Origin of the sequence: Sphingosinicella terrae (assembly GCF_003347635.1) — a bacterium.
Taxonomy (GTDB): Bacteria; Pseudomonadota; Alphaproteobacteria; order Sphingomonadales; family Sphingomonadaceae; genus Allosphingosinicella; species Allosphingosinicella terrae.
Genome location: NZ_QDFY01000005.1, coordinates 25919 through 44810, shown reverse-complemented (window position 1 = coordinate 44810; position 18892 = coordinate 25919). Strand labels below are relative to the sequence as shown.

Genomic DNA, 18892 nt, shown 5'->3' with positions numbered 1-18892 from the left:
TCCTCCCCCGTGGGGGGAGGGGGACCGCCCGAGGGCGGTGGAGGGGTGTCAGCATCAGTGCAAATCGCGGCAGGCTCGGTGAAGACGGAGCGCTGACACCCCTCCACCAGCCTATTGCTGGTCCCCCTCCCCTTGCAGGGGAGGATCTCACGCCGGAGCCTTTCCATGCACGCGCGCTTCCACTAGGCTGACGTCATGGCGGATGAGCCGATCGAAGCCGCAGCCGACTATGGCGGGCCGCGGCCCTGGCGGGCGCTGTGGGTGAGCGCCGCCGCCTTGCTGGCGACGCTGGCGCTGATCGGCCTCATCTTCCTCATCACCTGGTCCAACCGCGCGCGCGACGAGGCGCTGGGCTGGGAGCGGCGGACCTACGACGTCATCCTGCTCACCCGGAACATCGACGCCACCATCGCCCGGTCGGAAGCGGCGCTCGGCCGCTACGTGCTCGACGAGAACCAGAATACCGGCACCGCTTACTATAACGAATGGCGCAGCGCGGGCTGGCAGATCGGCCAGCTGCAGCGGCTGGTCCGCCAGGATCCGGCGCAGGCACGGCGGGTGGCGCAGCTCAACCAGCTGTTCCAGCGCCGCAACAACGAGCTCGGCCCGGCGGCCAGCGCCGCCGAACGGCGCGAAGGCGCCGGCGGCCTCAGCATCCTCTACCAGGCGGCGCAGTCGCCGACGCTGCCGGCGCTTCGCCGCGAGCTCGAGGCGGTCGCCGCGGCGGAACGCCAGAATCTCGGAGAGCGGCTGCAGCAGACCCAGATCTTCGTCGCCCGCGCCGATGCATTCACCGAATGGCTCGGCTGGCTCGCCATCCTGATCGGGATCGGCGCGGTCGGGCTCGCCATCCTCGCGCTGCGCGCCTTCCGCGAAGGAGTTACCGCGCGCCAGGAGGCGGATGTCGAGGCGTGGCGCGCGATGGAGCTGGAGCGGGCCGTCCAGCAGCGCACCCGCCAGCTCAGCGTCGCCAATGAGCGGCTGCAGGCCGAGGCGACCGAGCGCGCCGCCGCCGAGGCGCAGCTGCGGCAGGTCCAGAAGATGGAGGCGGTCGGCCAGCTGACCGGCGGTATCGCCCACGACTTCAACAACATGCTCGCCGTCGTCGTCGGCGGCCTCGATCTCGCCAAGCGCCGGCTGCACGGGCCGACGCGCGAGGTCGAGTTCCATCTCGACAATGCGATGGAAGGCGCCACCCGCGCCGCCGCCTTGACCCGGCGGCTGCTCGCCTTCGCCCGCGCCGAGCCGCTGCTCGCCGAGGAGATCGTGCCGTCCGATCATGTCGAGAACATGCTCGAGCTGATCGACCGATCGCTGGGCGAGCGGATCACGGTGCGCTGCCGCTTCCCGGACGATCCCTGGGCGGTCCGCGCCGACCCGACCCAGCTCGAGAATGCGCTGCTCAACCTTGCCGTCAACGCCCGCGACGCGATGGACGGCCAGGGCGAGCTGATGATCGACGTCGCCAACGTCACGCTCGATGCGGGCGAGATCGACGACCTCGCCACCGGCGACTATGTCCGGATCAGCGTCACCGACAGCGGCGCCGGCATCGCCCCCGAGCATCTCGAGCGGGTGTTCGAGCCCTTCTTCACGACCAAGCCCGTCGGCAAGGGCACCGGCCTCGGCCTCACCCAGATCTTCGGCTTCGCCCGCCAGTCCGGCGGCCACGCCACGATCAGGTCGAAGGTCGGCGAGGGGACATGCGTCTCGCTGTTCCTGCCCCGCGACCTCGCCGCCGAGCGGCGCGACACGGTGCGGACGCTGCCGCCCACTTCGGCGGCATCGGCGGATCCGACGCCGAGCCGCCACGGCGCCTCGATCCTCGTCGTCGAGGACGATCCGCGGGTCAGCCGATCGACCATGGCCGCGCTCGAGGAGCTCGGCTATCGTCCGGTCGCCTGCGCCAGCGGCCGCGAGGCGCTGGCGGTGCTGGAAGAGGAACCGGCGATCGACCTCGTCGTCACCGACGTGATGATGCCCGAAATGACCGGCACCGAGCTCGCCGCCGCGATCCGGCACCGCCACCCGCAAATGCCGCTTCTGTTCGTCACCGGCTATGTCGGCGAGGCCGGCGAGGCCGACGACCTGGTCGGCGGCGAGCTGCTGCGCAAGCCGTTCACCGTCTCCGCCTTGGCGCAGGCAGTCGAGACGGCGATGGCCCGGTTCAGCGAATCGCGCCTCGCTTCAACAGGCGAGGCAGCAGAATGAGGGCACCGACCAGCGGCCAGCGCCGCTGCCAGGGCTTGACCTGGATGTCGGTGCCGGCGTGGCGGTTTATCTTCCAGGCCAGGTAATCGATCCCGCCGGCGAAGGTGGTGCTCGCCTTCGCCAGTCTCAGCAAGGTCAGGGCCTTGCCCTTGCGGCGCATCCGCCGCCACCAGCGGTTCATGGCGGCGGGGGACCTGGCCAGCGCGACCTCACCGCCGGCTCCGACGCCCTTCTCCCGTGCGATCCGGGCGAGAGCGGCCAGGCCGAACCTCTCGTAGCGCCGTGGATCGGCGTCGATGATCGCGCCGGGCCGCTGACTTCGCTCGGCCCGCAGCTCGGCCGCGTATGTCAATTCGAACCCGCGCCGCCAGATAGTGCCGATATCGGACCCGGCATCGTCACCGTCATCGCCTTCGTCATCGGGAGGCAGCATCGGCAGCGTGGATTCGAACAAGGTGGGCGCGGCATCGGCAATGGTCGCGACCACCTGGCGACGCGCGCGCTCGTCCGCGGCCCACGCCAGCCGCGAAGGCTGTGCGAAGCGCGCCCAGACCGACGTGCTGCGCGCGCGAGGCCCCATCTCCCTCGCGAAATCGGCCTCGCTCAGCACCGCATATTTGGCGGCGAGCCCCTGATGCTCGAACGGGTAGACGTTCGGCGGGATCAGGCGGTTGGCCAGGGCGAACCATCCCCGGCCATAGGCCTGGCGATAGTCCGAGACGATCAGGTAGAAATCGAGCATGAGCCCATCCAGCTCGCGCTGGCGCAGGCAGGAACCGTAGAAGAGGACGGCGCGCGACGCAGCGCCGTAGCGGGCGGCGATCGCCGCGGCCATCGCGGCGACGCGAGGATCGACCGGTTCAGCCAGTTCGGCCGCGACCAGCTCCTGGAGATCCTCGGGCAAGCGCCTCAGCCTTCGAGGGCGACCCAGGTCGGGGCATGGTCGCTCGCTTTCTCGCGGCCGCGATACTCCTTGTCGACGCCCGCATCGAGCAGCCGGTCGGCGGCCTGCGGCGACAGCAGGAGATGATCGATGCGGAAGCCGGCGTCGCGCTGCCAGCAGCCGGCGGTATAGTCCCAGAAGGTGTAGACGGCGCCGTCGGGATAGCGGGCGCGGATCGCGTCGGTGAAGCCGAGATGGAGGACGCGGCGGTAGGCGGCGCGGCTTTCCGGCTGCATCAGCGCGTCGCTGGCCATCGCCCGCGCCGAAAAGACGTCGTCGGGATCGTCGGTCGGGATGACGTTCCAGTCGCCGGCGAGCACCGTCGAGCGCTCCTCGGCGAGCAGCTCCAGCGCATGCGCGCGCAGGCGGTCCATCCAGCGCAGCTTGTAGTCGAACTTCTCGGTGCCGACCGGATTGCCGTTGGGCAGATAGATCGAGGCCACGACGATATTCCCTGCCTCGGATTCCACCTCCGCCTCGATATAGCGGCTGTGGCTGTCGTCGGGATCGCCGGGCAGGCCCATCCGGCGCAGCTTCGGCGGCGCCCCCGGCGTCAGGATGGCGACACCGTTGAAGCCCTTCTGGCCATGCCAGATCCCGTCATAGCCGGCGGCCCTGATGTCCGCGATCGGGAAGGCCTCGTCGGCGCATTTCACCTCCTGGAGGCAGAGCACGTCCGGCTTCTGCTCGTCCAGATATTCGACGAGGCGCGGCAGCCGGGCGCGGATGCCGTTGAGATTGTAGCTGACGATCTTCATGATGCGGGCTTAGCCGAGCGGGCGTGGGCCGTCATCAGGCCGTTGGACCCGAAACGCCCTGCGCGGCGGCCTCAGATGCTGAAGCTGGTGCCGCAGCCGCAGCCGGAGGCGGCGTTGGGATTGGTGACCTGGAAGGCGGCACCCCCGAGGCTCTCGACGAAATCGACGACGGCGCCGCGGACGAGATCGAGCGAGACCGGGTCGACGACCAGCGTGACTCCGTCGCGATCGACCGAAACATCCTCCGCCTCGGCCTCGTCGGCGAGGCCGAACCGATACTGGAAGCCGGCGCAGCCGCCGCCTTCGACGGAGAGGCGAAGGATGGCGGGCTTGTTCTGACGCGCCGCGATCGCCGCGACGCGGGCGGCGGCGCTGGGGGAGAGGGAGATTTCGGCGGTGTCGGTCATGAGACCGAGATAGGGTGGCGCCGCCCCGAAGACCAGAGGCGCCCGTCGGGAGGAATCAGGGCTTGGCGCGATAGCCGCAGATGATGCCTGCCATGAAGGCCATGAACAGGCCGAGCTGGACCTGCCCATGCGGATCCGACCAGCCCATCAGCTGCTGGCCGAAGGCGAAGAGACCGATGAACATGCACATAGCCAGCCCGAACATGGACTTACGCTCCCCTGATGACCCGAGGAGCCTCCCACAAAAGGGTAAAGCGGGCGTGAATGCTTGTGCCGGCGCTTTCCCGGCTCCATAGGACCGCCATCACCACAGCAGCGACGGACGGCCGATGAAGACCCGCGTCTACGTGACCCTCAAGAACGGCGTGCTCGACCCCCAGGGCAAGGCGATCCACCATGCGCTGGAGGGCCTCGGCTTCGCCGGCGTCAACGACGTGCGCGCCGGCAAGCTGATCGAGCTCGACCTCGAGCCGGGCGTTCCCGACGAGCAGGTCGAGGAAATGTGCCGCAAGCTCCTCGCCAACACGGTGATCGAGAATTTCCGCATCGAGCGGGCCGAGGCGGCGGCGTGAGGAGCGCCGTCATCGTCTTTCCCGGCTCCAACTGCGACCGGGACATGGCCGAGGCGCTTCGGCTGGTCACCGGCCGGGCGCCGGACATGGTCTGGCACCGCGAAAGCGCGCTTCCCGACCGGGTCGACCTCGTCGCCATCCCGGGCGGCTTCTCCTATGGCGATTATCTGCGCTCCGGCGCGATGGCGGCGCAGTCGCCGGTGATGCGCGCCGTCCGAGAAGCGGCCGAGCGCGGCGTGCCGGTGCTCGGCGTGTGCAACGGCTTCCAGGTCCTGACCGAGGCTCATCTCCTGCCCGGCGCGCTGATGCGCAATGCCGGAATCTCCTTCGTCTGTCGCGACGTGCCCTTGCGGGTCGAGAACAGCCAGTCGATCTTCACGTCGCGCTACGAGGCGGGCGAGGAGATCGTCATCCCGGTCGCCCATCATGACGGCAATTACCAGGCCGATGCCGAGACGCTCGACCGGCTCGAGGGCGAGGGCCGGATCGTGTTCCGCTATACCGGCGAATGCAATGGGTCGGCGCGCGACATTGCCGGCATCGTCAACGAGGCGGGCAACGTGCTCGGCATGATGCCGCATCCCGAACGAGCGGTCGAGGACGCCCATGGCCGCACCGACGGCCGCCGCCTGTTCGAAGGGCTGATGGAGGCGGTGAGCCAGCCCGCCTGAGTGCAGGCGTCGACGCCGGAGGGTGCGAAGGCAGAAGGCGCGCCCGGCAGTGCCGCCGAACGCGCCCTCCCCCGCCCCCGGGTCTTGCGCGGACGGACAGGGCGATGCGCCGCACCGCCGCGTTCGCACGCAATAGCCGTGCGCCTAGCCCCGTCCGGCGTGGCTGAAATTACGTAGTTTCCGCGAGGACGGAGGCCGGCTGCCTCCGAAGTGCCGAATGGCACGGCTCAGTCGTGGCCGGCGATCCAGTCCTCGACGACGGGCGCGATGCGGGTGCGCCATTTGCCGCCGTGGAAGATGCCGTAATGGCCGGCGCCCTTGGCGAGATGGTAAAGCTTGCGCTTCGCCGGCAGCTTGGTGGCGATGTCGAGGGCTGCGCGGGTCTGGCCGACCCCGGAAATGTCGTCGCGCTCGCCCTCGATGGCGAGCAGGGCGACGTCGCGGATCGCGGCGGGATCGACCTTGCGGCCGCGATGGGTGAGCTGCCCCTTGGGCAGCAGGTGGCGCTGGAAGACGGTGTCGACCGTCTGCAGATAGAATTCCGCGGTCATGTCGCAGAGCGAGCGATATTCCTCGTAGAAGGACTTGGTCGCCTCGGCGCTGTCGTCGTCGCCCTCGATGAGATGCTTGAACATCTCCCAGTGGCTGACGAGGTGGTTGCCGAGATTCATCGTCATGAAGCCGGCGAGCTGCAGGAAGCCCGGATAGACCGACCTTCCGGCGCCCGGATAGAGATAGGGCACGGTGGCGATGACATTGTTCTCGAACCAGCTGTAGGGCCGCTGGGTGGCGAGGGTATTGACCGCGGTCGGCGCCTTGCGGGTGTCGATCGGACCGCCCATCATCGTCAGCGTCCGCGGCCGGCAGGGATTTTTGTCGGCGCTCATCAGGCACGCAGCGGCGAAGGCGGGGACGGAGGGCTGGCAGACCGCGAGCATGTGGCCGCCCGGGCCGATCGCCTCCATGAACGCGATCAGATAGTCGATATAGTCGTCGAGATCGAAACGGCCCTGATCGAGCGGCACCAGCTTCGCGTCGCGCCAATCGGTGATGTAGACGTCGTGGCGCGGGAGCATCCGCTCGACCGTGCCGCGAAGCAAGGTGGCGTAGTGGCCGGACATCGGCGCGACGATGAGCAGGCGGGGGCCGTCCTCGACGCCTTCGCGGCGGAACCGCTTCAGCTGCCCGAACGGCTTCCTGAGCACGATCTCCTCGTGGACGGCGACCTCGCGACCGTCGACCATGGTGGTATCGAGCCCGAATTCCGGCTTGCCGCGCGGCGCCGCGGCATGGGCGAAGACATCGAGCGCGGAGGCGACGATCGGACCCATGTGGGAGTAAGAGAAGGGATTGGCGGGATTCTGCATCCAGCCGGCGCCGATATTGGCGAGGGTGCTGGCCCCGGCGAGCAGCGAGCGCTGGACCTCATAGGCGTCGTAAAGCATCGATCCTCCACCCCCTGCGAGACATATGGAGTCTCATAGGAGATTAATCCATACGCTTGTTAATCACCGGCGCAAAAAAGGGTTGCTTTGGGCAACGGAAATTCGGGCGTCGCGGGGCGGACGTCCGGACGACGCCGCGGTGACATTCCCATCCCGGGGGCGTCGCGAGGGGCGCGCCTGCCAAGGATCGACCTCCAGCACCGAGCACCCCCACCCTACCCTCCCCCTCCGGGGAGAGGAGATCGGCGGCGCTGCTCGCCGCCCGCCCTCGCCGAGGTTGGCCTCGGGGCCGGCCGCTGCTAACCGCCTCGCATGGCCATTGCCCGTCCCGAGCCCGCGCCGCTGAGGCAGATCGGCGATCTTCGCATGATCTGGGACCGCGCGGTGCGCTACAAGGGGCGGATCGCCGCTGCCGCGCTGTCGCTGCTGGTCGCGGCCGGCGCTACTTTGGCCATTCCCGACGGGTTCCGGCGAGTGATCGACCAGGGCTTCGGCGGCGCCGCCGCGGGCGCGGACGCGGCCGCGATCGGCACCCATTTCCAATATCTCCTTTTCATCGTCCTGGTCATGGCGCTGGCGACCGCCTCGCGCTTCTACTTCGTCTCGTGGCTGGGCGAGCGGGTCGTCGCCGACATCCGCGCCGACGTCCATGACAACATGCTCCGGCTCGAGCCGCGCTTCTTCGAGGAGAACCGCCCTTCCGAGATCGCCTCGCGGATCACCACCGACACCGCGGTGATCGAGACGGTGGTCGGCAGCACCGTCTCCGTCGCCCTCCGCAACATCGTCATGGCGGTGGGCGGGATCATCTATCTGTTCACGCTGGCGCCGATGCTGACCGCGGGCCTCCTCGTCGGCATTCCGGTGGTGATCGTGCCGATCATGCTGCTCGGCCGCCGGGTGAAGAACCTGTCGCGCAGCAGCCAGGACCGGATCGCCGACGTCGGCTCGATCGTCGCCGAGACCCTGGCGGCGATGCGGATCGTCCAGGCCTTCGCCCAGGAGCGCAGGGAGAGCCGCCGCTTCCGGGACGCCGTCGAATCGGCTTTCGCCACCGCCCGGCGCCGGGTCGTCGTCCGCGCCGCGATGACGGCGATCGTCATCTCGCTCGTCTTCGGCGGGATCACCATGCTGATGTGGCAGGCGACGGTCGACGTCGCCCAGGGCAATATCAGCGGCGGCACCATCGCCGCCTTCGTCATCACCGGCGGCCTCGTCGCCGGATCGCTCGGCGCCCTTACCGAAGTCTATGGCGAGCTGCTGCGCGGCGCCGGCGCCGCCGGCCGGCTGGCGGAGCTGCTCAACGAGACGCCGCAGATCAGGGCGCCGGCCGAACCGAAGCCGCTGCCCGAGCCGGCTCTGGGTGCCCTCACTCTGGAGGGCGTCACCTTCCGCTACCCGACCCGGCCCGAGGTGAGCGCGCTGGCCGGGTTCGACCTCGACGTGAAGCCGGGGGAGACGCTGGCAGTGGTCGGCCCGTCCGGCGCCGGCAAGTCGACCCTGTTCCAGCTCGCCTTGCGCTTCTACGATCCGGACGAGGGCGTGGTGCGGCTCGACGGCCTCGACCTGCGCGACGCCGAGCCTGCCGACCTGCGCGGCCGCATCGCCCTGGTACCGCAGGAGACGATGATCTTCGCCGCCTCGGCGCGCGACAATCTGCGCTACGGCATGTGGGACGCGAGCGACGAGCGGCTCTGGGAGGCGGCCGAGGCCGCCAACGCGGCCGAGTTCCTCCGCAAGCTCCCCGACGGACTCGACACCTATCTGGGCGAAGGCGGCGCCCGGCTGTCGGGCGGGCAGCGCCAGCGCGTCGCCATCGCCCGCGCCTTGCTGCGCGACTCGCCTTTGCTGCTGCTCGACGAGGCGACCTCGTCCCTGGATGCGGAATCGGAGCGGCTGGTCCAGGCCTCGCTCGAGCGGCTGTTCGAAGGGCGCACGACGATCGTCATCGCGCATCGGCTCGCCACCGTCCGCGCCGCCGACCGGATCATCGTCATGGACCATGGCCGGATCGTCGAGGAGGGGGCCCACGACGTCCTCAACGCGCGCGGCGGCCTCTATGCCAAGCTGGCGCGGCTGCAGTTCGAAGGGTTGGCGGCCTGAACCTGCTGTGGCCGCCGGTCGCGGTCAGAGGCTTCTTTCGAGCCGACCGAGCGTGTCCCGCATCCAGCCGACGAAATCGCGGTGGGCTTCGCCGACCGCGATCGCGGAGCGGCGGTAGAGCTCGGATGCCTCGTCGACCTTGATCGCCGGCCATTTCGCCTGATGGGCGGCCGCCTCCGACCGAATCCGGGAGAAATGGCGGCGATAATCCTGCTCGAGCGAGCGGTCGGGCATCGCGGCGAAGAAGGGCTCGGCGAGGCGGCCGACATCGGCCAGTTGCTGCGAGAAACGGCGGCGAAGCTCGACAAGATCGTGGCGGCGGCGCTCGTCGCTGCGGCCCGCAATCGCATGAAGCTCCGCATGGACCCGCTCGAGGGCCTGCAGCTCACGCGTGATCTGCTCGTATTCCGCCATGTCGATCACCCACTCCCGAGGGCACCGATAGGAGGCAAGGGTAAAGGATCTGCTACGGAAGCGGCACGAGCCCGGACCGGCGCCTCACTCCTGGGTGGGCGCCAGCTCCGGAAGCCAGGCGGGTCGGCGCTCGCCATAGACCTCCACCGTCGGCGCCGGGAAATCCGGATCGGAGAAGACGCCGACGGGAATGCTGATCATGCCCGGCCGCCGCTCGATCTCGTAGAAGACGGTAGACCCGCAGGCAGGACAGAAATGGTGGCGCGCCCAGAAGCCGTCCTCGGAGCCACGCTCGAACGTGGTGAAATCCCCTTCGATGCGGACCTGCTCGGCCGGGAAGACGGCGTTCCAGGCGAAGGCGCTGCCGGTGCGGCGCTTGCAGTCCAGGCACTGGCAGACCGAGACCCGCACCGGCTCGCCCTCGACATGGGCGGTGAGCTTCCCGCAGGCGCAGCTCGCTTCGCGGACGCTCATGCCGCCGCCCTCGCTCCGGAGAGCAATTGCTTCACGCCGCGCGCCGCCTGGCGGATACGCTGCTCGTTCTCGACCAGGGCGATGCGGACGAAGCCCTCTCCTTCCTCGCCGAATCCGACTCCGGGGCTGACGGCGACGCCGCCCTCGGCGAGCAGCCGCTTCGAGAATTCCATCGAGCCGAGATGGCGGAACGGCTCGGGTATCGGCGCCCAGGCGAACATGCTCGCCTCCGGCGGCGGAATGTCCCAGCCCGCCCGTCCGAAGCATTCGACGAGGGTGTCCCGGCGCGACCGGTAGAGACGCCGGTTCGCCTCGATAATGTCCTGCGGGCCGTTCAGCGCCGCGACCGCGGCCGCCTGGATCGGCGTGAAGGCGCCGTAATCGAGATAGGATTTCACCCGGCCGAGGGCGCCGATCAGCTCCGGATTGCCGACCGCGAAGCCGATCCGCCACCCGGCCATCGAATAGGTCTTCGACATCGACGTGAATTCGACCGCGACCTGCTTTGCGCCCGGCACCTGCAGGATCGACGGCGTCGGCTTCTCGCCGAAATAGATCTCGGCATAAGCGAGATCGCTGATCACCCACAGGCCGTGATCGCGGGCGAAGGCGACGACTTGCTCGTAGAAAGCGAGATCGGCGACATAAGCGGTCGGATTGGACGGATAGCCGATCACCAGCACCGTCGGCTTGGGCGCGGTGAAGCGCACCGCCCGATCGAGGCTGTCGAAGAAATCGGGGCCGGGCGCCGCCGGAATCGAGCGGATCGCCGCTCCGGCGATGATGAAGCCGAACTGGTGGATGGGATAAGAGGGATTGGGCGCCAGCACCACGTCGCCGGGCGCGGTGATCGCCTGGGCGAGGTTGGCGAGGCCCTCCTTCGAGCCCAACGTGACGATCACCTCGCGCTCGCAATCGAGATCGACGCCGAAGCGCCGCTGATAATAAGCGGCCTGAGCCCGCCGCAGACCGGGTATGCCGCGCGACGCCGAATAGCGATGGGCGCGGGGATCGCGGGCGACCTCCGCGAGCTTCTCGACGACATGAGCGGGCGGCGCCCCGTCCGGATTGCCCATGCCGAGGTCGATGATATCCTCCCCGCGCGCTCGCGCGGCCGCCTTCATCGCGTTCACTTCGGCGAACACGTAGGGCGGCAGGCGGCGGATGCGGTAGAATTCCTCGGTCAAGACGGACTCCGTTGCTGGCGCACAGCGCGCCGCGCAAGCCTGACGCAGGTTCGAGAACGGCGCAAGGCGCTTCGAAGCCATGTCGTCCGTTCGCGCGGGCGGCTGGCCGCTCGCGCTCCGCGCCGACCGGCTTTTCTGCAAGGACAGGCTCGCCAACGACAGTCGACCTTGGCTATAGGCCCTCCTTTCCTTGCCGGAGCCAGGGCGGCGGAAAGAAGATCGTCCTTAACGTCTTTCAGGGGGAAGGATTTCGCGCGCATGCCGGAGACAAGGATCCAATTGAAGCCCGGCCAGTTCCGCCTCGGTTTCCTCATCCACGACGTGTCGAGGCTGCGGCGCACCGTCGTCGACAAGGCGCTGGGTCCGCTCGGCATTACCCGGTCGCAATGGTGGGTTCTGGCCAACCTTTCCCGCGACGAGGGAGAGGGCATGATGCAGACCGAGCTCGCCCGCCTGCTCGACATCGGCAAGGTCGCGCTCGGCGGGCTGCTCGATCGGCTGGAATGCAACGGCTATATCGTCCGCCGTCCCGATCCCGTCGACCGGCGTGCCAAGCGGGTCGAGCTGGCGCCGGCCGGCGCGAAGCTGCTGGCGTCGATCCAGGATCAGGCAGCGGCGCTGAACCGGGAGATGATGGCGGGAATCAGCGCCGACGAGATCGCGGCGATGGAGGACATCCTGTCGCGGATGAAGCGGCGGCTGCTGGACATGGATAGCGAGCTGCGCCGCAACGGCGCCACGCTCCCGGAGGACATGCTCGAAGAGGAGCTGGCCGGATTCCGTGACGGCCGGTAGCCTTGCCTTGCGAGCCGCGAACCGGACGGATCGTCAGCCGCCCGCGCCCGACGCTCCCGGCCGGTAGCGCCTGAGCAGGAGCAGCAGCGGCATCGCCGAGAGGGTGATCAGCATCATCAGGTGAAAATCGTCGATGAAGGCGATCATCTGCGCCTGGCGGTTGATCTCGGCATCGAGCGCCGCGAGCGCGACGCCGGACAGAGGCGGTGCGGCCTGGGTCGCGTTGACGCTGACCGGCGGCAGCGAATAGGGCGTGACATGCGCCGCCAGGTCCGCATGGCTGACCTGGAGGTTGCGCGCCAGGAAGGCCGACACCATCGAGATGCCGATCGAGCCGCCGATGCTGCGCGACAGGTTGAACAGGCTCGCGCCGGCGGTGCGGAAGCGCGCGTCCATCGTCGCGAAGGCGACTGTGTTGAGCGGCACGAAGACGAAGCCGATGCCGAGCCCCTGGATGAGGCCGCTGACGATCACCGGCCGCGAATCCATGTCGAGGGAGAAGCCGCTCATCTGGTAGAGCGACAGCGCCATCAGCGACATGCCGGCAAGGACGATGAGCCGGGAATCGATCCGCCCGATGAGGCGGCTGGACAGGATCATCGCGATCAGCGTGCCGACGCCGCGGGGCATGGTGAGGATGCCGGACTGGAGCACCGAATAGCCGAACAGGCCCTGGAGCAAGGGCGGCAGCAAGGCGAGCCCCGCCAGCAGCATCACCCCGGTCACCGCCATGAACAGCAGCCCGACGGAGAAGTTGCGATCCCTGAACATCTTGGGATCGAACAAGGGGTCGCGCGCGGTGAGCATGTGCACCGTGAACATCCACGCGGCGGCGATCGCCAGCCCGCCCTCGACCCAGATTTCCCAGCTCTCGAGCCAGTCGACCTGCTCGCCGCGGTCCAGCATCATCTGAAGCGAGCCCAGGGCCAGCGCCAGCAGGGCGAACCCGAACAAGTCGAAGCGTCGATCGCGCCTGGGCGTCGCCGGAAGGAAACGGATCATCATCGCGATCGCCAGCACGCCGACCGGCAGGTTGACGAGGAACACCCAGCGCCAGTTGAAATTGTCGGTGAGCCAGCCGCCGAGGACCGGCCCCAGGATCGGGCCGATCATGACGCCGGCGCCGAAGATCGCCATGGCGCGGGCGTGCTTCTCGCGCGGATTGATATCGAGCATCGTCGCCTGCGCCAGGGGGACGATGAAGGCGCCGGCGACACCCTGGGCGGCGCGGAAGAGGACCATCTCGGTCAGGTTCTGCGCCATCGCGCAGAGGACGGAGGCGAAAGTGAACGCGGCCACCGACCAGATGAAAAGCGGACGCCGGCCGACCTTGTCGGCGAGCCAGCCGGTGATCGGGATGAAGATGGCGCTGGCGACGATGTAACTGGTCAGCACCCAATTGACGGAGTCGCGGGTCGCGCCGAGGCTGGTCTGCATGTGCGGCAGCGCGACATTGGCGATGGTGGTGTCGAGCACCTGCATCAGCATCGCCAGGATGAGCGCGGCCATGGCGAGGCCGCGCTCCATCGGCGAGATCTGATGGGCGTCCATTTCGGGAAGCGGCCTATCGGCTCGCGGTCTCGCGGCGCTCGGCGCGCGGCTGCGTGTCGACGGTAACCTCGGCCGACAGGCCGGCGATAAGGGGCCGGTCGGGTGCGCCGTCGATGGCGATGCGGACGGGCACACGCTGGGTGACCTTGACCCAGTTGCCGGTCGCATTCTGAGCCGGGAGCACGGAGAATTGCGATCCGGTGCCGGCGCCGATGCTGGCGACATGGCCGCGCACGTGCAGGCCCGGATAGGCGTCGAGCTCGATGTCGGCCGCCTGGCCGACATACATGCCGGCGAGATCGGTCTCCTTGTAATTGGCCTCGACATAGGTGGTGTCGCGCCGGACGAGCGTGACCACCGGCACCCCGGAGACGACCGCGGCCCCGGCCTGGAGCCGGTCGGTCTGGCTGACGAAGCCGTCCGAAGGCGCCCTGATCTCGGTCCGCCGCAGGTTGAGCAAAGCCTGCTCGCGCGCCACCCGGGCGGCGCGCACGGCCGGCTCGTTGGCGGAGCCGCCGCCGCGAAGGGCGGAGCGCGCCGTCGCCGCCGCCGCGCGGGCATTGGCGAGGCGCTCGCGCGCTTCCTGGACGTCGTGCAGCGCGGAATCGTAGCGGGCGCGGGTGGTGAAGCCGCGGTCGAGCAGAGCCTGATAGCGACCGAGCTCGCGCTGGGTGAATTCGAGATTGGCCTGCGCGCCGGCAATGTCGGCGGCGGTCCCTTGCGACTGGGTGGCGAGCTGGTTCACCTGGACCTCCGCCGCGGCGATCTGCGCCTCGGCCTCGGCCAAGGCGATGCGGTAGGGCCGCGGATCGATCCGGAACAGGAGGTCGCCCTTGCGGACGAACTGGTTCTCGCGGACCGCCACTTCGCCGATGACGCCGTTCACCTCGGGCGCGACCGGCACCATGTCCTGCTGGACATAGGCATTGTCGGTAGAGACGTAACGACCAGAGGTCAGCCAGTACCAGCCGCCGGCGACCGCCAGCAACAGCGGCACGGACAGCATCAGCACGAGGCGCCAGCGGCGCGCCGGCCGCGGCGGCTCGGCGGCGTCGGCTTCGGTCAGCAACGGCTCGCTCGGAGCTTTCTCCTTCACGCGGCTCACGCAACTTCCTCCATCGGCCGATCGAGGTCGGCGAGATTGGCGCGGATCCGATCGAACACGCCCCGCACCACGGCGAGGTCGGCCGCCGGGATCCCGCGCAGCATGTCGTCATGGAAGGCGTCGCCCATTGCCTGCAGCTCGTTCATGACCGGCGCCGCCGCCTCGGTCAGATGGATCCGCCAGGCGCGGCGATCCTCCGGGTCCTTGCGCCGTTCGACGAGGCCGGCCTGCTCGAGCCGGTCGACCATGCGGCACAAAGTGATCGGCTCCACGTCGAGCGCTTCGGCGAGCTCGATCTGGCGCAGGCCGTCGCGGCGGCTGAGGCGGGCGAGCACCCGCCACTGGGCGCCGGTCGAGCCGAGTATGGCCGCGCGGCGGTTGGCCTCGCGGCGGATGAACCGTGCGGTCTCGGCGACCTCGAAAGCGAATCTTTCCATGGGCGCACACATAATAAGCATACTTATTATGTCAATGGCAAGGCCGAGTCGGAAAGCCCGGCCGAGCCGATCGACGCCGCCAGCCGCCGCCTCCGGCGGACCGCGAAGCGGCGACCGTTTCCCGGTCGAGTTGGACCTTGAGGGAAGAACCAGACGCTGAAACGCGGCCTGGCGATCAAGCGCATCCGCCTGACCGGCGACCCGCAGGCGATCGACTGCCGCCACGACTCGATAAAAGGCCCGGTGCTGCGGACGGAGTTCGCCCGGAAATGGTAAGCTACAGCGCTGAGCTATAGTATCTGGGCGCAGGCCCAGGCGCTCGCCCAGGCCCACTGGAAATTGTAGCCGCCCAGCCAGCCGGTCACGTCCACCGCCTCGCCGATCGCGTGCAGCCCGGGCACCCGCTCGGCCGCCATCGTCCGCGAGGACAGGCCCGCGGTGGCGATGCCGCCGATCGTCACCTCGGCCTTGGCGAAGCCTTCGGTCCCGTTGGGCGCGAACGGCCATCGCCGCAGGGCCTGCTCGGCCGCCTCCAGGCGCCGGTCGGGCAGGTTGGCGAGCTCTCCCTCGAGGCCCAACCGCTCCGCCAGCGCCTCCGCCAGCCGCGCCGGCAGCGGCTCGGCGAGCAGCCGGCGCAGGGTGATGCGCGGCCGCGCCATTTTCGCCTCGCGCAGCCAGCCTGGCGCCTGGTCCGGCACGAAATCGACCTCGATCGCCTCGCCATGGCGCCAGTAAGAGGAGATTTGCAGGATCGCGGGTCCGGACAGGCCACGGTGGGTGAACAAGGCGGCTTCACGAAAAGCGGCCGGACCGCACCGGACCGCGACCTCCGCGGCAACGCCCGACAAGGTGCGGAACAAGGCCTCGTCCGGACCGAGCGTCAGCGGCACCAGAGCCGGCCGCGGCTCGACGATCTTCAATCCGAAGCGGCGGGCGACCTCATAGGCGAAACCGGTCGCGCCCAGCTTGGGAATGGACAGCCCGCCGGTGGCGAGCACCAGAGCGGGGGCCAAGGCCGTGCGGTTGCCGACGCCGATGCGAAAGCGGCCGTCGCCATGGTCGAGCGACGAAACAGTCCGGCCGAAGGCGAGCTCGACCCCGCCTTGCGCGCACTCGTCGAGCAGCATGTCGACGATCTGGCGCGCCGATCCGTCGCAGAAGAGCTGGCCAAGCGTCTTCTCGTGCCAGGCGATGCGGTGACGCTCGACCAGGTCGATGAAATCCTGCGGCGTGTAGCGGCTGAGCGCGGATCGGGCGAAGTGGGGGTTGGCGGAGAGATAGTTTTCGGGGCCGGCACCGACATTGGTGAAGTTGCAGCGACCGCCGCCCGAGATAAGGATCTTCTTGCCAGGCCGATCGGCATGGTCGACGAGCAGGACCCGGCGCCCGCGCTGGCCGGCCATCGCGGCGCAGAACAGCCCGGCGGCGCCGGCGCCGATGACGATCGCATCATAAGCGGGATCGGGAGGGGACATTGCCGGCCGCCCAACCGGGGTTCCGGGGCGGGGTCAAGGTCCCTCTTTCCGGACGGCAAGGATGCAATTGCCGGCTCGAAGCCCTAGGAGCGGGCGCGATGATACCCCGCCTGCTGATCGACACGGCTCCCCTCCCCGGCGGCGGCGAGCTCAAGCTGTTCCGGCGCGGCGAGGAATATTCGATCATGCTCGGCGGCAACGAGCTGATGAACAGCCGGGTCAGCGGGTCCGAACAGGCGCTGGCCGAGCTGGCGCTGGCGCGGATCGGCGGGAGGAAAGCGCCCTCGGTGCTGATCGGCGGCCTCGGCATGGGCTTCACCCTGCGCGCCGCGCTGGATCGGCTGCCGCCGGAAGCGCAAGTCACCGTCGCCGAGCTGGTGCCGGCGGTGGTCGAATGGGCTCGAGAGCCCATGGCGGAGGTCTTCGGCGGGTCGCTCGATGATCCGCGGGTGGAGGTGGTGCAGGCGGACGTGGCGTCGCTGATCGACAGGCGAACAACGCTCATGACGCCATTCTGCTCGACGTCGATAACGGGCCGGACGGACTGACGGTCGAGACCAATGATCGGCTCTACGATAAGGCCGGGCTCGCCGCAGCGCGGACGGCGCTTCGCCCCGACGGGGTGCTGGCCGTGTGGTCGGCCGCGCCGGACGCCGCCTTCGCCGCGCGCCTGCGCCGGGCGGGCTTCCGGGTCGAGGAGGAAATCGTGCGGGCGCGCGGGCGCAAGGGCGCGCGGCACGTGATCTGGCTGGGGCGGCGATAAAGGCGTGCGAACGCGTCGGCGCAAGCCGGCATGGCGGACCCGCCTCGCCGCATGCTAGACCAGGAGGATGAAGGGGCTGGCGATCCTCCTTATGATCCTGCCGACAAGCGGAGTGCTGGCCGCTGCCCAGGCGAGCGATACGCCCAATGCGCAGGACATCGCGCAGGCGCATAGCGAGTATGTGAACGAGCCGTGCCGGCAGTTGATCGACCAGTGCGACGGCGCACTCGCCACTCCGGCCGCCGCGATAGAAGGTCTCGACTGCCGAGGGCAGCGAGACGGCTCGGCTCGGTGCCGCTTTCGCGTCCGCAGTCAAAGCTGCAAGGGCCGCCTGTTCAGGGGCTATGGCGAGGAACCTCAGGCATGGAGCGCCCGGGATTTTTCCCGCGCACCGTTCAGGATCAGGATGCGGTGCCGCTGATCGGACGAGCGGCTCCAGCCCGTCCGCAGCCGACGGCACGCCGCCAGCGCATCCCTGTGCGCAAGCTGTTGCTGGCAAGTCTTCTCATCATGTCCGCCGCGTGCGCATCGCCCCATGATCGATGGTACCGGCTTCACGCCGATCCGGGCCTCCTCGCCTGGACGGCCTGCATCGATGACCGGTCCGGCCGATGGGCCGCGCACTTCACCGGAATGCAGCGCGACGAGGCGATGGATGCCCACCTCACCTCCAACCAGGCATTCGCGACGATCCTGGACCGCTGCGCCGAACATGCCCGCGCGCCGAGCTGGGACGAACTGGGCCACGAGCGGCGCCAACGACTGTCGCAGGCCGCGCGCTGGCGATTCGACGCTCTGGAAAAGGACGCGCTGGCGCGGCTGGCCGAAGGGGTCATCTAAGCCGGCGCGACTTCAGGTGCAGGCTCACCCCGTCTCCCCTTCCGCCAGCGCCTCGGCCACCACCGGCGCGACGCGGTCGGCGATCAGGGCGACACCCTGCGCGTTCGGGTGGATGCCGTCCTCGAGCAGCAGGTCCGACCGGGTGATCACGCCATCGAGGAAGAAGGGATAGAGATCGGCGCCATGTTCGCGAGCGAGCTCCGGAAAGATCGCGTTGAACCGGCCGACATAGTCGGCGCCCATGTTGGGCGGGGCCATCATGCCGGTGAGAACCACCGGTATCTGCCGGCGGCGCAGTTCATCGAGGATCGAGGCGAGGTTGCGCCGGGTTTCGTCGGGGCTGAGGCCGCGCAGCACGTCGTTGCCGCCCAGGCCGACCAGAGCGAGGTCGGGCTTGCGGTCGAGCCCGTCGAGCGTGAAGGCGAGCCGCTGGAGCCCGGCCGCCGTCGTGTCGCCGGATACGCCGCCATTGACGACCCGCGCCGAAACGCCGCGTTCGGTGAGCTCGCGTTCGAGCATCGGTGCGAAGCCCTCGTCCTGGCCGAGCCGGTAGCCCGCATAGAGGCTGTCGCCGAAGGCCAGGACGAGATTGTCGGCCTGCGCGGCCTCGGTCCGAGCGGCCGGCGCCTGGGCGGCGGCAGGGTGATTTTCCGTCTGGCTCGGAGCCTCGTTTTCGCCGGAACAGGCCGCCGCCAATTGAACCAGGAGGGCGAGCGCCACATATCGACCGAAACGATTCAT

At 69.1% G+C, this 18892-nt stretch carries 19 protein-coding genes and 2 pseudogenes; 8 read left to right on the top strand and 13 right to left on the bottom strand.

Features of this window, described 5'->3' with window-relative positions:
* Positions 1-195 precede the first annotated feature (195 nt).
* On the top strand, positions 196-2211 hold the full coding sequence (locus DDE10_RS12200; RefSeq protein WP_114953063.1) for an ATP-binding protein: 2016 nt from the start codon (positions 196-198) through the stop codon (positions 2209-2211).
* On the opposite strand, the gene DDE10_RS12195 is transcribed toward DDE10_RS12200, so the two are convergent.
* The 4 genes from DDE10_RS12195 to DDE10_RS23810 all read right to left on the bottom strand — a co-directional run bounded on the left by DDE10_RS12195 (position 2168) and on the right by DDE10_RS23810 (position 4524).
* Positions 2168-3115, bottom strand: coding sequence for a hypothetical protein (locus DDE10_RS12195; RefSeq protein ID WP_114953062.1), 948 nt, complete (start codon positions 3113-3115; stop codon positions 2168-2170). The two genes, DDE10_RS12200 and DDE10_RS12195, sit on opposite strands and share 44 nt — an antisense overlap.
* A gap of 5 nt (positions 3116-3120) precedes the next feature.
* Positions 3121-3912, bottom strand: coding sequence for an exodeoxyribonuclease III (gene xth, locus DDE10_RS12190; RefSeq protein WP_114953061.1), 792 nt, complete (start codon positions 3910-3912; stop codon positions 3121-3123).
* A gap of 71 nt (positions 3913-3983) precedes the next feature.
* On the bottom strand, positions 3984-4319 hold the full coding sequence (erpA, locus tag DDE10_RS12185) for an iron-sulfur cluster insertion protein ErpA (protein WP_114953060.1): 336 nt from the start codon (positions 4317-4319) through the stop codon (positions 3984-3986).
* A gap of 55 nt (positions 4320-4374) precedes the next feature.
* Positions 4375-4524 (bottom strand): hypothetical protein, encoded by a 150-nt coding sequence (locus DDE10_RS23810; RefSeq protein WP_284734626.1) that lies wholly within the window; start codon positions 4522-4524, stop codon positions 4375-4377.
* Between the two features lie 124 nt (positions 4525-4648).
* Here DDE10_RS23810 and purS point away from each other — a divergent pair, with 124 nt between their 5' ends.
* Together purS and purQ are read left to right on the top strand one after the other, a co-directional pair.
* Entirely contained in the window at positions 4649-4891 is a 243-nt protein-coding gene (gene purS, locus DDE10_RS12180; protein WP_114953059.1) for a phosphoribosylformylglycinamidine synthase subunit PurS, read from the top strand.
* Positions 4888-5562, top strand: coding sequence for a phosphoribosylformylglycinamidine synthase subunit PurQ (gene purQ, locus DDE10_RS12175; protein ID WP_114953058.1), 675 nt, complete (start codon positions 4888-4890; stop codon positions 5560-5562). Before purS ends, purQ begins: the two co-directional genes overlap by 4 nt.
* 227 nt (positions 5563-5789) lie before the next feature.
* Here the strand turns inward: purQ and DDE10_RS12170 are convergent, their stop codons facing one another.
* Positions 5790-7007: a polyhydroxyalkanoate depolymerase gene (locus DDE10_RS12170; protein WP_114953057.1), complete on the bottom strand. Its 1218-nt coding sequence runs from the start codon at positions 7005-7007 to the stop codon at positions 5790-5792.
* A 312-nt stretch (positions 7008-7319) separates the two neighbouring features.
* Between DDE10_RS12170 and DDE10_RS12165 the strand changes: the two genes are divergently transcribed.
* Positions 7320-9110, top strand: coding sequence for an ABC transporter transmembrane domain-containing protein (locus tag DDE10_RS12165; RefSeq protein WP_114953056.1), 1791 nt, complete (start codon positions 7320-7322; stop codon positions 9108-9110).
* A 24-nt stretch (positions 9111-9134) separates the two neighbouring features.
* Here the strand turns inward: DDE10_RS12165 and DDE10_RS12160 are convergent, their stop codons facing one another.
* The 3 genes from DDE10_RS12160 to DDE10_RS12150 form a co-directional block, all read right to left on the bottom strand.
* Entirely contained in the window at positions 9135-9524 is a 390-nt protein-coding gene (locus tag DDE10_RS12160) for a hypothetical protein (protein ID WP_162806581.1), read from the bottom strand.
* An 84-nt stretch (positions 9525-9608) separates the two neighbouring features.
* Positions 9609-9998, bottom strand: a complete 390-nt coding sequence (locus DDE10_RS12155; RefSeq protein WP_114953054.1) for a GFA family protein — start codon at positions 9996-9998, stop codon at positions 9609-9611.
* Entirely contained in the window at positions 9995-11185 is a 1191-nt protein-coding gene (locus tag DDE10_RS12150) for an LL-diaminopimelate aminotransferase (RefSeq protein WP_114953053.1), read from the bottom strand. The genes DDE10_RS12155 and DDE10_RS12150 overlap by 4 nt, the downstream gene beginning before the upstream one ends.
* A gap of 258 nt (positions 11186-11443) precedes the next feature.
* Between DDE10_RS12150 and DDE10_RS12145 the strand changes: the two genes are divergently transcribed.
* Positions 11444-11980: a MarR family winged helix-turn-helix transcriptional regulator gene (locus tag DDE10_RS12145; RefSeq protein WP_114953052.1), complete on the top strand. Its 537-nt coding sequence runs from the start codon at positions 11444-11446 to the stop codon at positions 11978-11980.
* 33 nt (positions 11981-12013) lie between these two features.
* Here DDE10_RS12145 and DDE10_RS12140 read toward each other — a convergent pair whose 3' ends face one another.
* From DDE10_RS12140 to DDE10_RS12130, 3 genes are read right to left on the bottom strand one after another with little or no spacing between them, the layout of a single operon-like run.
* Positions 12014-13531, bottom strand: coding sequence for a DHA2 family efflux MFS transporter permease subunit (locus DDE10_RS12140; RefSeq protein ID WP_114953051.1), 1518 nt, complete (start codon positions 13529-13531; stop codon positions 12014-12016).
* 13 nt (positions 13532-13544) lie between these two features.
* On the bottom strand, positions 13545-14636 hold the full coding sequence (locus DDE10_RS12135; protein WP_349356541.1) for an HlyD family secretion protein: 1092 nt from the start codon (positions 14634-14636) through the stop codon (positions 13545-13547).
* Complete coding sequence (locus DDE10_RS12130; RefSeq protein WP_162806580.1) at positions 14633-15073, bottom strand: MarR family winged helix-turn-helix transcriptional regulator; 441 nt, start codon at positions 15071-15073, stop codon at positions 14633-14635. The genes DDE10_RS12135 and DDE10_RS12130 overlap by 4 nt, the downstream gene beginning before the upstream one ends.
* Before the next feature lie 153 nt (positions 15074-15226).
* On the opposite strand from DDE10_RS12130, the pseudogene DDE10_RS12125 reads away from it, so the two are divergent.
* Positions 15227-15349 (top strand): annotated as a pseudogene (locus DDE10_RS12125) (PhnA domain-containing protein); the annotation flags it as partial.
* Positions 15350-15363: 14 nt separating this feature from the next.
* Here DDE10_RS12125 and DDE10_RS12120 read toward each other — a convergent pair.
* Complete coding sequence (locus tag DDE10_RS12120) at positions 15364-16548, bottom strand: BaiN/RdsA family NAD(P)/FAD-dependent oxidoreductase (RefSeq protein WP_114953049.1); 1185 nt, start codon at positions 16546-16548, stop codon at positions 15364-15366.
* Between the two features lie 98 nt (positions 16549-16646).
* On the opposite strand from DDE10_RS12120, the pseudogene DDE10_RS12115 reads away from it, so the two are divergent.
* Both DDE10_RS12115 and DDE10_RS12105 read left to right on the top strand, forming a co-directional pair.
* Positions 16647-17311 (top strand): annotated as a pseudogene (locus tag DDE10_RS12115) (spermine/spermidine synthase domain-containing protein).
* 363 nt (positions 17312-17674) lie between these two features.
* Entirely contained in the window at positions 17675-18151 is a 477-nt protein-coding gene (locus DDE10_RS12105; protein ID WP_162806579.1) for a hypothetical protein, read from the top strand.
* Positions 18152-18175: 24 nt separating this feature from the next.
* Here DDE10_RS12105 and DDE10_RS12100 read toward each other — a convergent pair whose 3' ends face one another.
* A complete protein-coding gene (locus tag DDE10_RS12100) occupies positions 18176-18892 on the bottom strand; it encodes an arylesterase (protein WP_114953046.1) in 717 nt (238 codons plus the stop codon).

Coding starts and splice junctions, on each gene's coding strand:
- DDE10_RS12200 (WP_114953063.1), top strand. CDS start 196: ATGGCGGATGAGCCGATCGAAGCCGCAGCCGACTATGGCGGGCCGCGG.
- xth (WP_114953061.1), bottom strand. CDS start 3,912: ATGAAGATCGTCAGCTACAATCTCAACGGCATCCGCGCCCGGCTGCCG.
- erpA (WP_114953060.1), bottom strand. CDS start 4,319: ATGACCGACACCGCCGAAATCTCCCTCTCCCCCAGCGCCGCCGCCCGC.
- DDE10_RS23810 (WP_284734626.1), bottom strand. CDS start 4,524: ATGTTCGGGCTGGCTATGTGCATGTTCATCGGTCTCTTCGCCTTCGGC.
- purS (WP_114953059.1), top strand. CDS start 4,649: ATGAAGACCCGCGTCTACGTGACCCTCAAGAACGGCGTGCTCGACCCC.
- DDE10_RS12170 (WP_114953057.1), bottom strand. CDS start 7,007: ATGCTTTACGACGCCTATGAGGTCCAGCGCTCGCTGCTCGCCGGGGCC.
- DDE10_RS12165 (WP_114953056.1), top strand. CDS start 7,320: ATGGCCATTGCCCGTCCCGAGCCCGCGCCGCTGAGGCAGATCGGCGAT.
- DDE10_RS12160 (WP_162806581.1), bottom strand. CDS start 9,524: ATGGCGGAATACGAGCAGATCACGCGTGAGCTGCAGGCCCTCGAGCGG.
- DDE10_RS12155 (WP_114953054.1), bottom strand. CDS start 9,998: ATGAGCGTCCGCGAAGCGAGCTGCGCCTGCGGGAAGCTCACCGCCCAT.
- DDE10_RS12145 (WP_114953052.1), top strand. CDS start 11,444: ATGCCGGAGACAAGGATCCAATTGAAGCCCGGCCAGTTCCGCCTCGGT.
- DDE10_RS12140 (WP_114953051.1), bottom strand. CDS start 13,531: ATGGACGCCCATCAGATCTCGCCGATGGAGCGCGGCCTCGCCATGGCC.
- DDE10_RS12130 (WP_162806580.1), bottom strand. CDS start 15,073: ATGGAAAGATTCGCTTTCGAGGTCGCCGAGACCGCACGGTTCATCCGC.
- DDE10_RS12120 (WP_114953049.1), bottom strand. CDS start 16,548: ATGTCCCCTCCCGATCCCGCTTATGATGCGATCGTCATCGGCGCCGGC.
- DDE10_RS12105 (WP_162806579.1), top strand. CDS start 17,675: ATGGAGCGCCCGGGATTTTTCCCGCGCACCGTTCAGGATCAGGATGCG.
- DDE10_RS12100 (WP_114953046.1), bottom strand. CDS start 18,892: ATGAATCGTTTCGGTCGATATGTGGCGCTCGCCCTCCTGGTTCAATTG.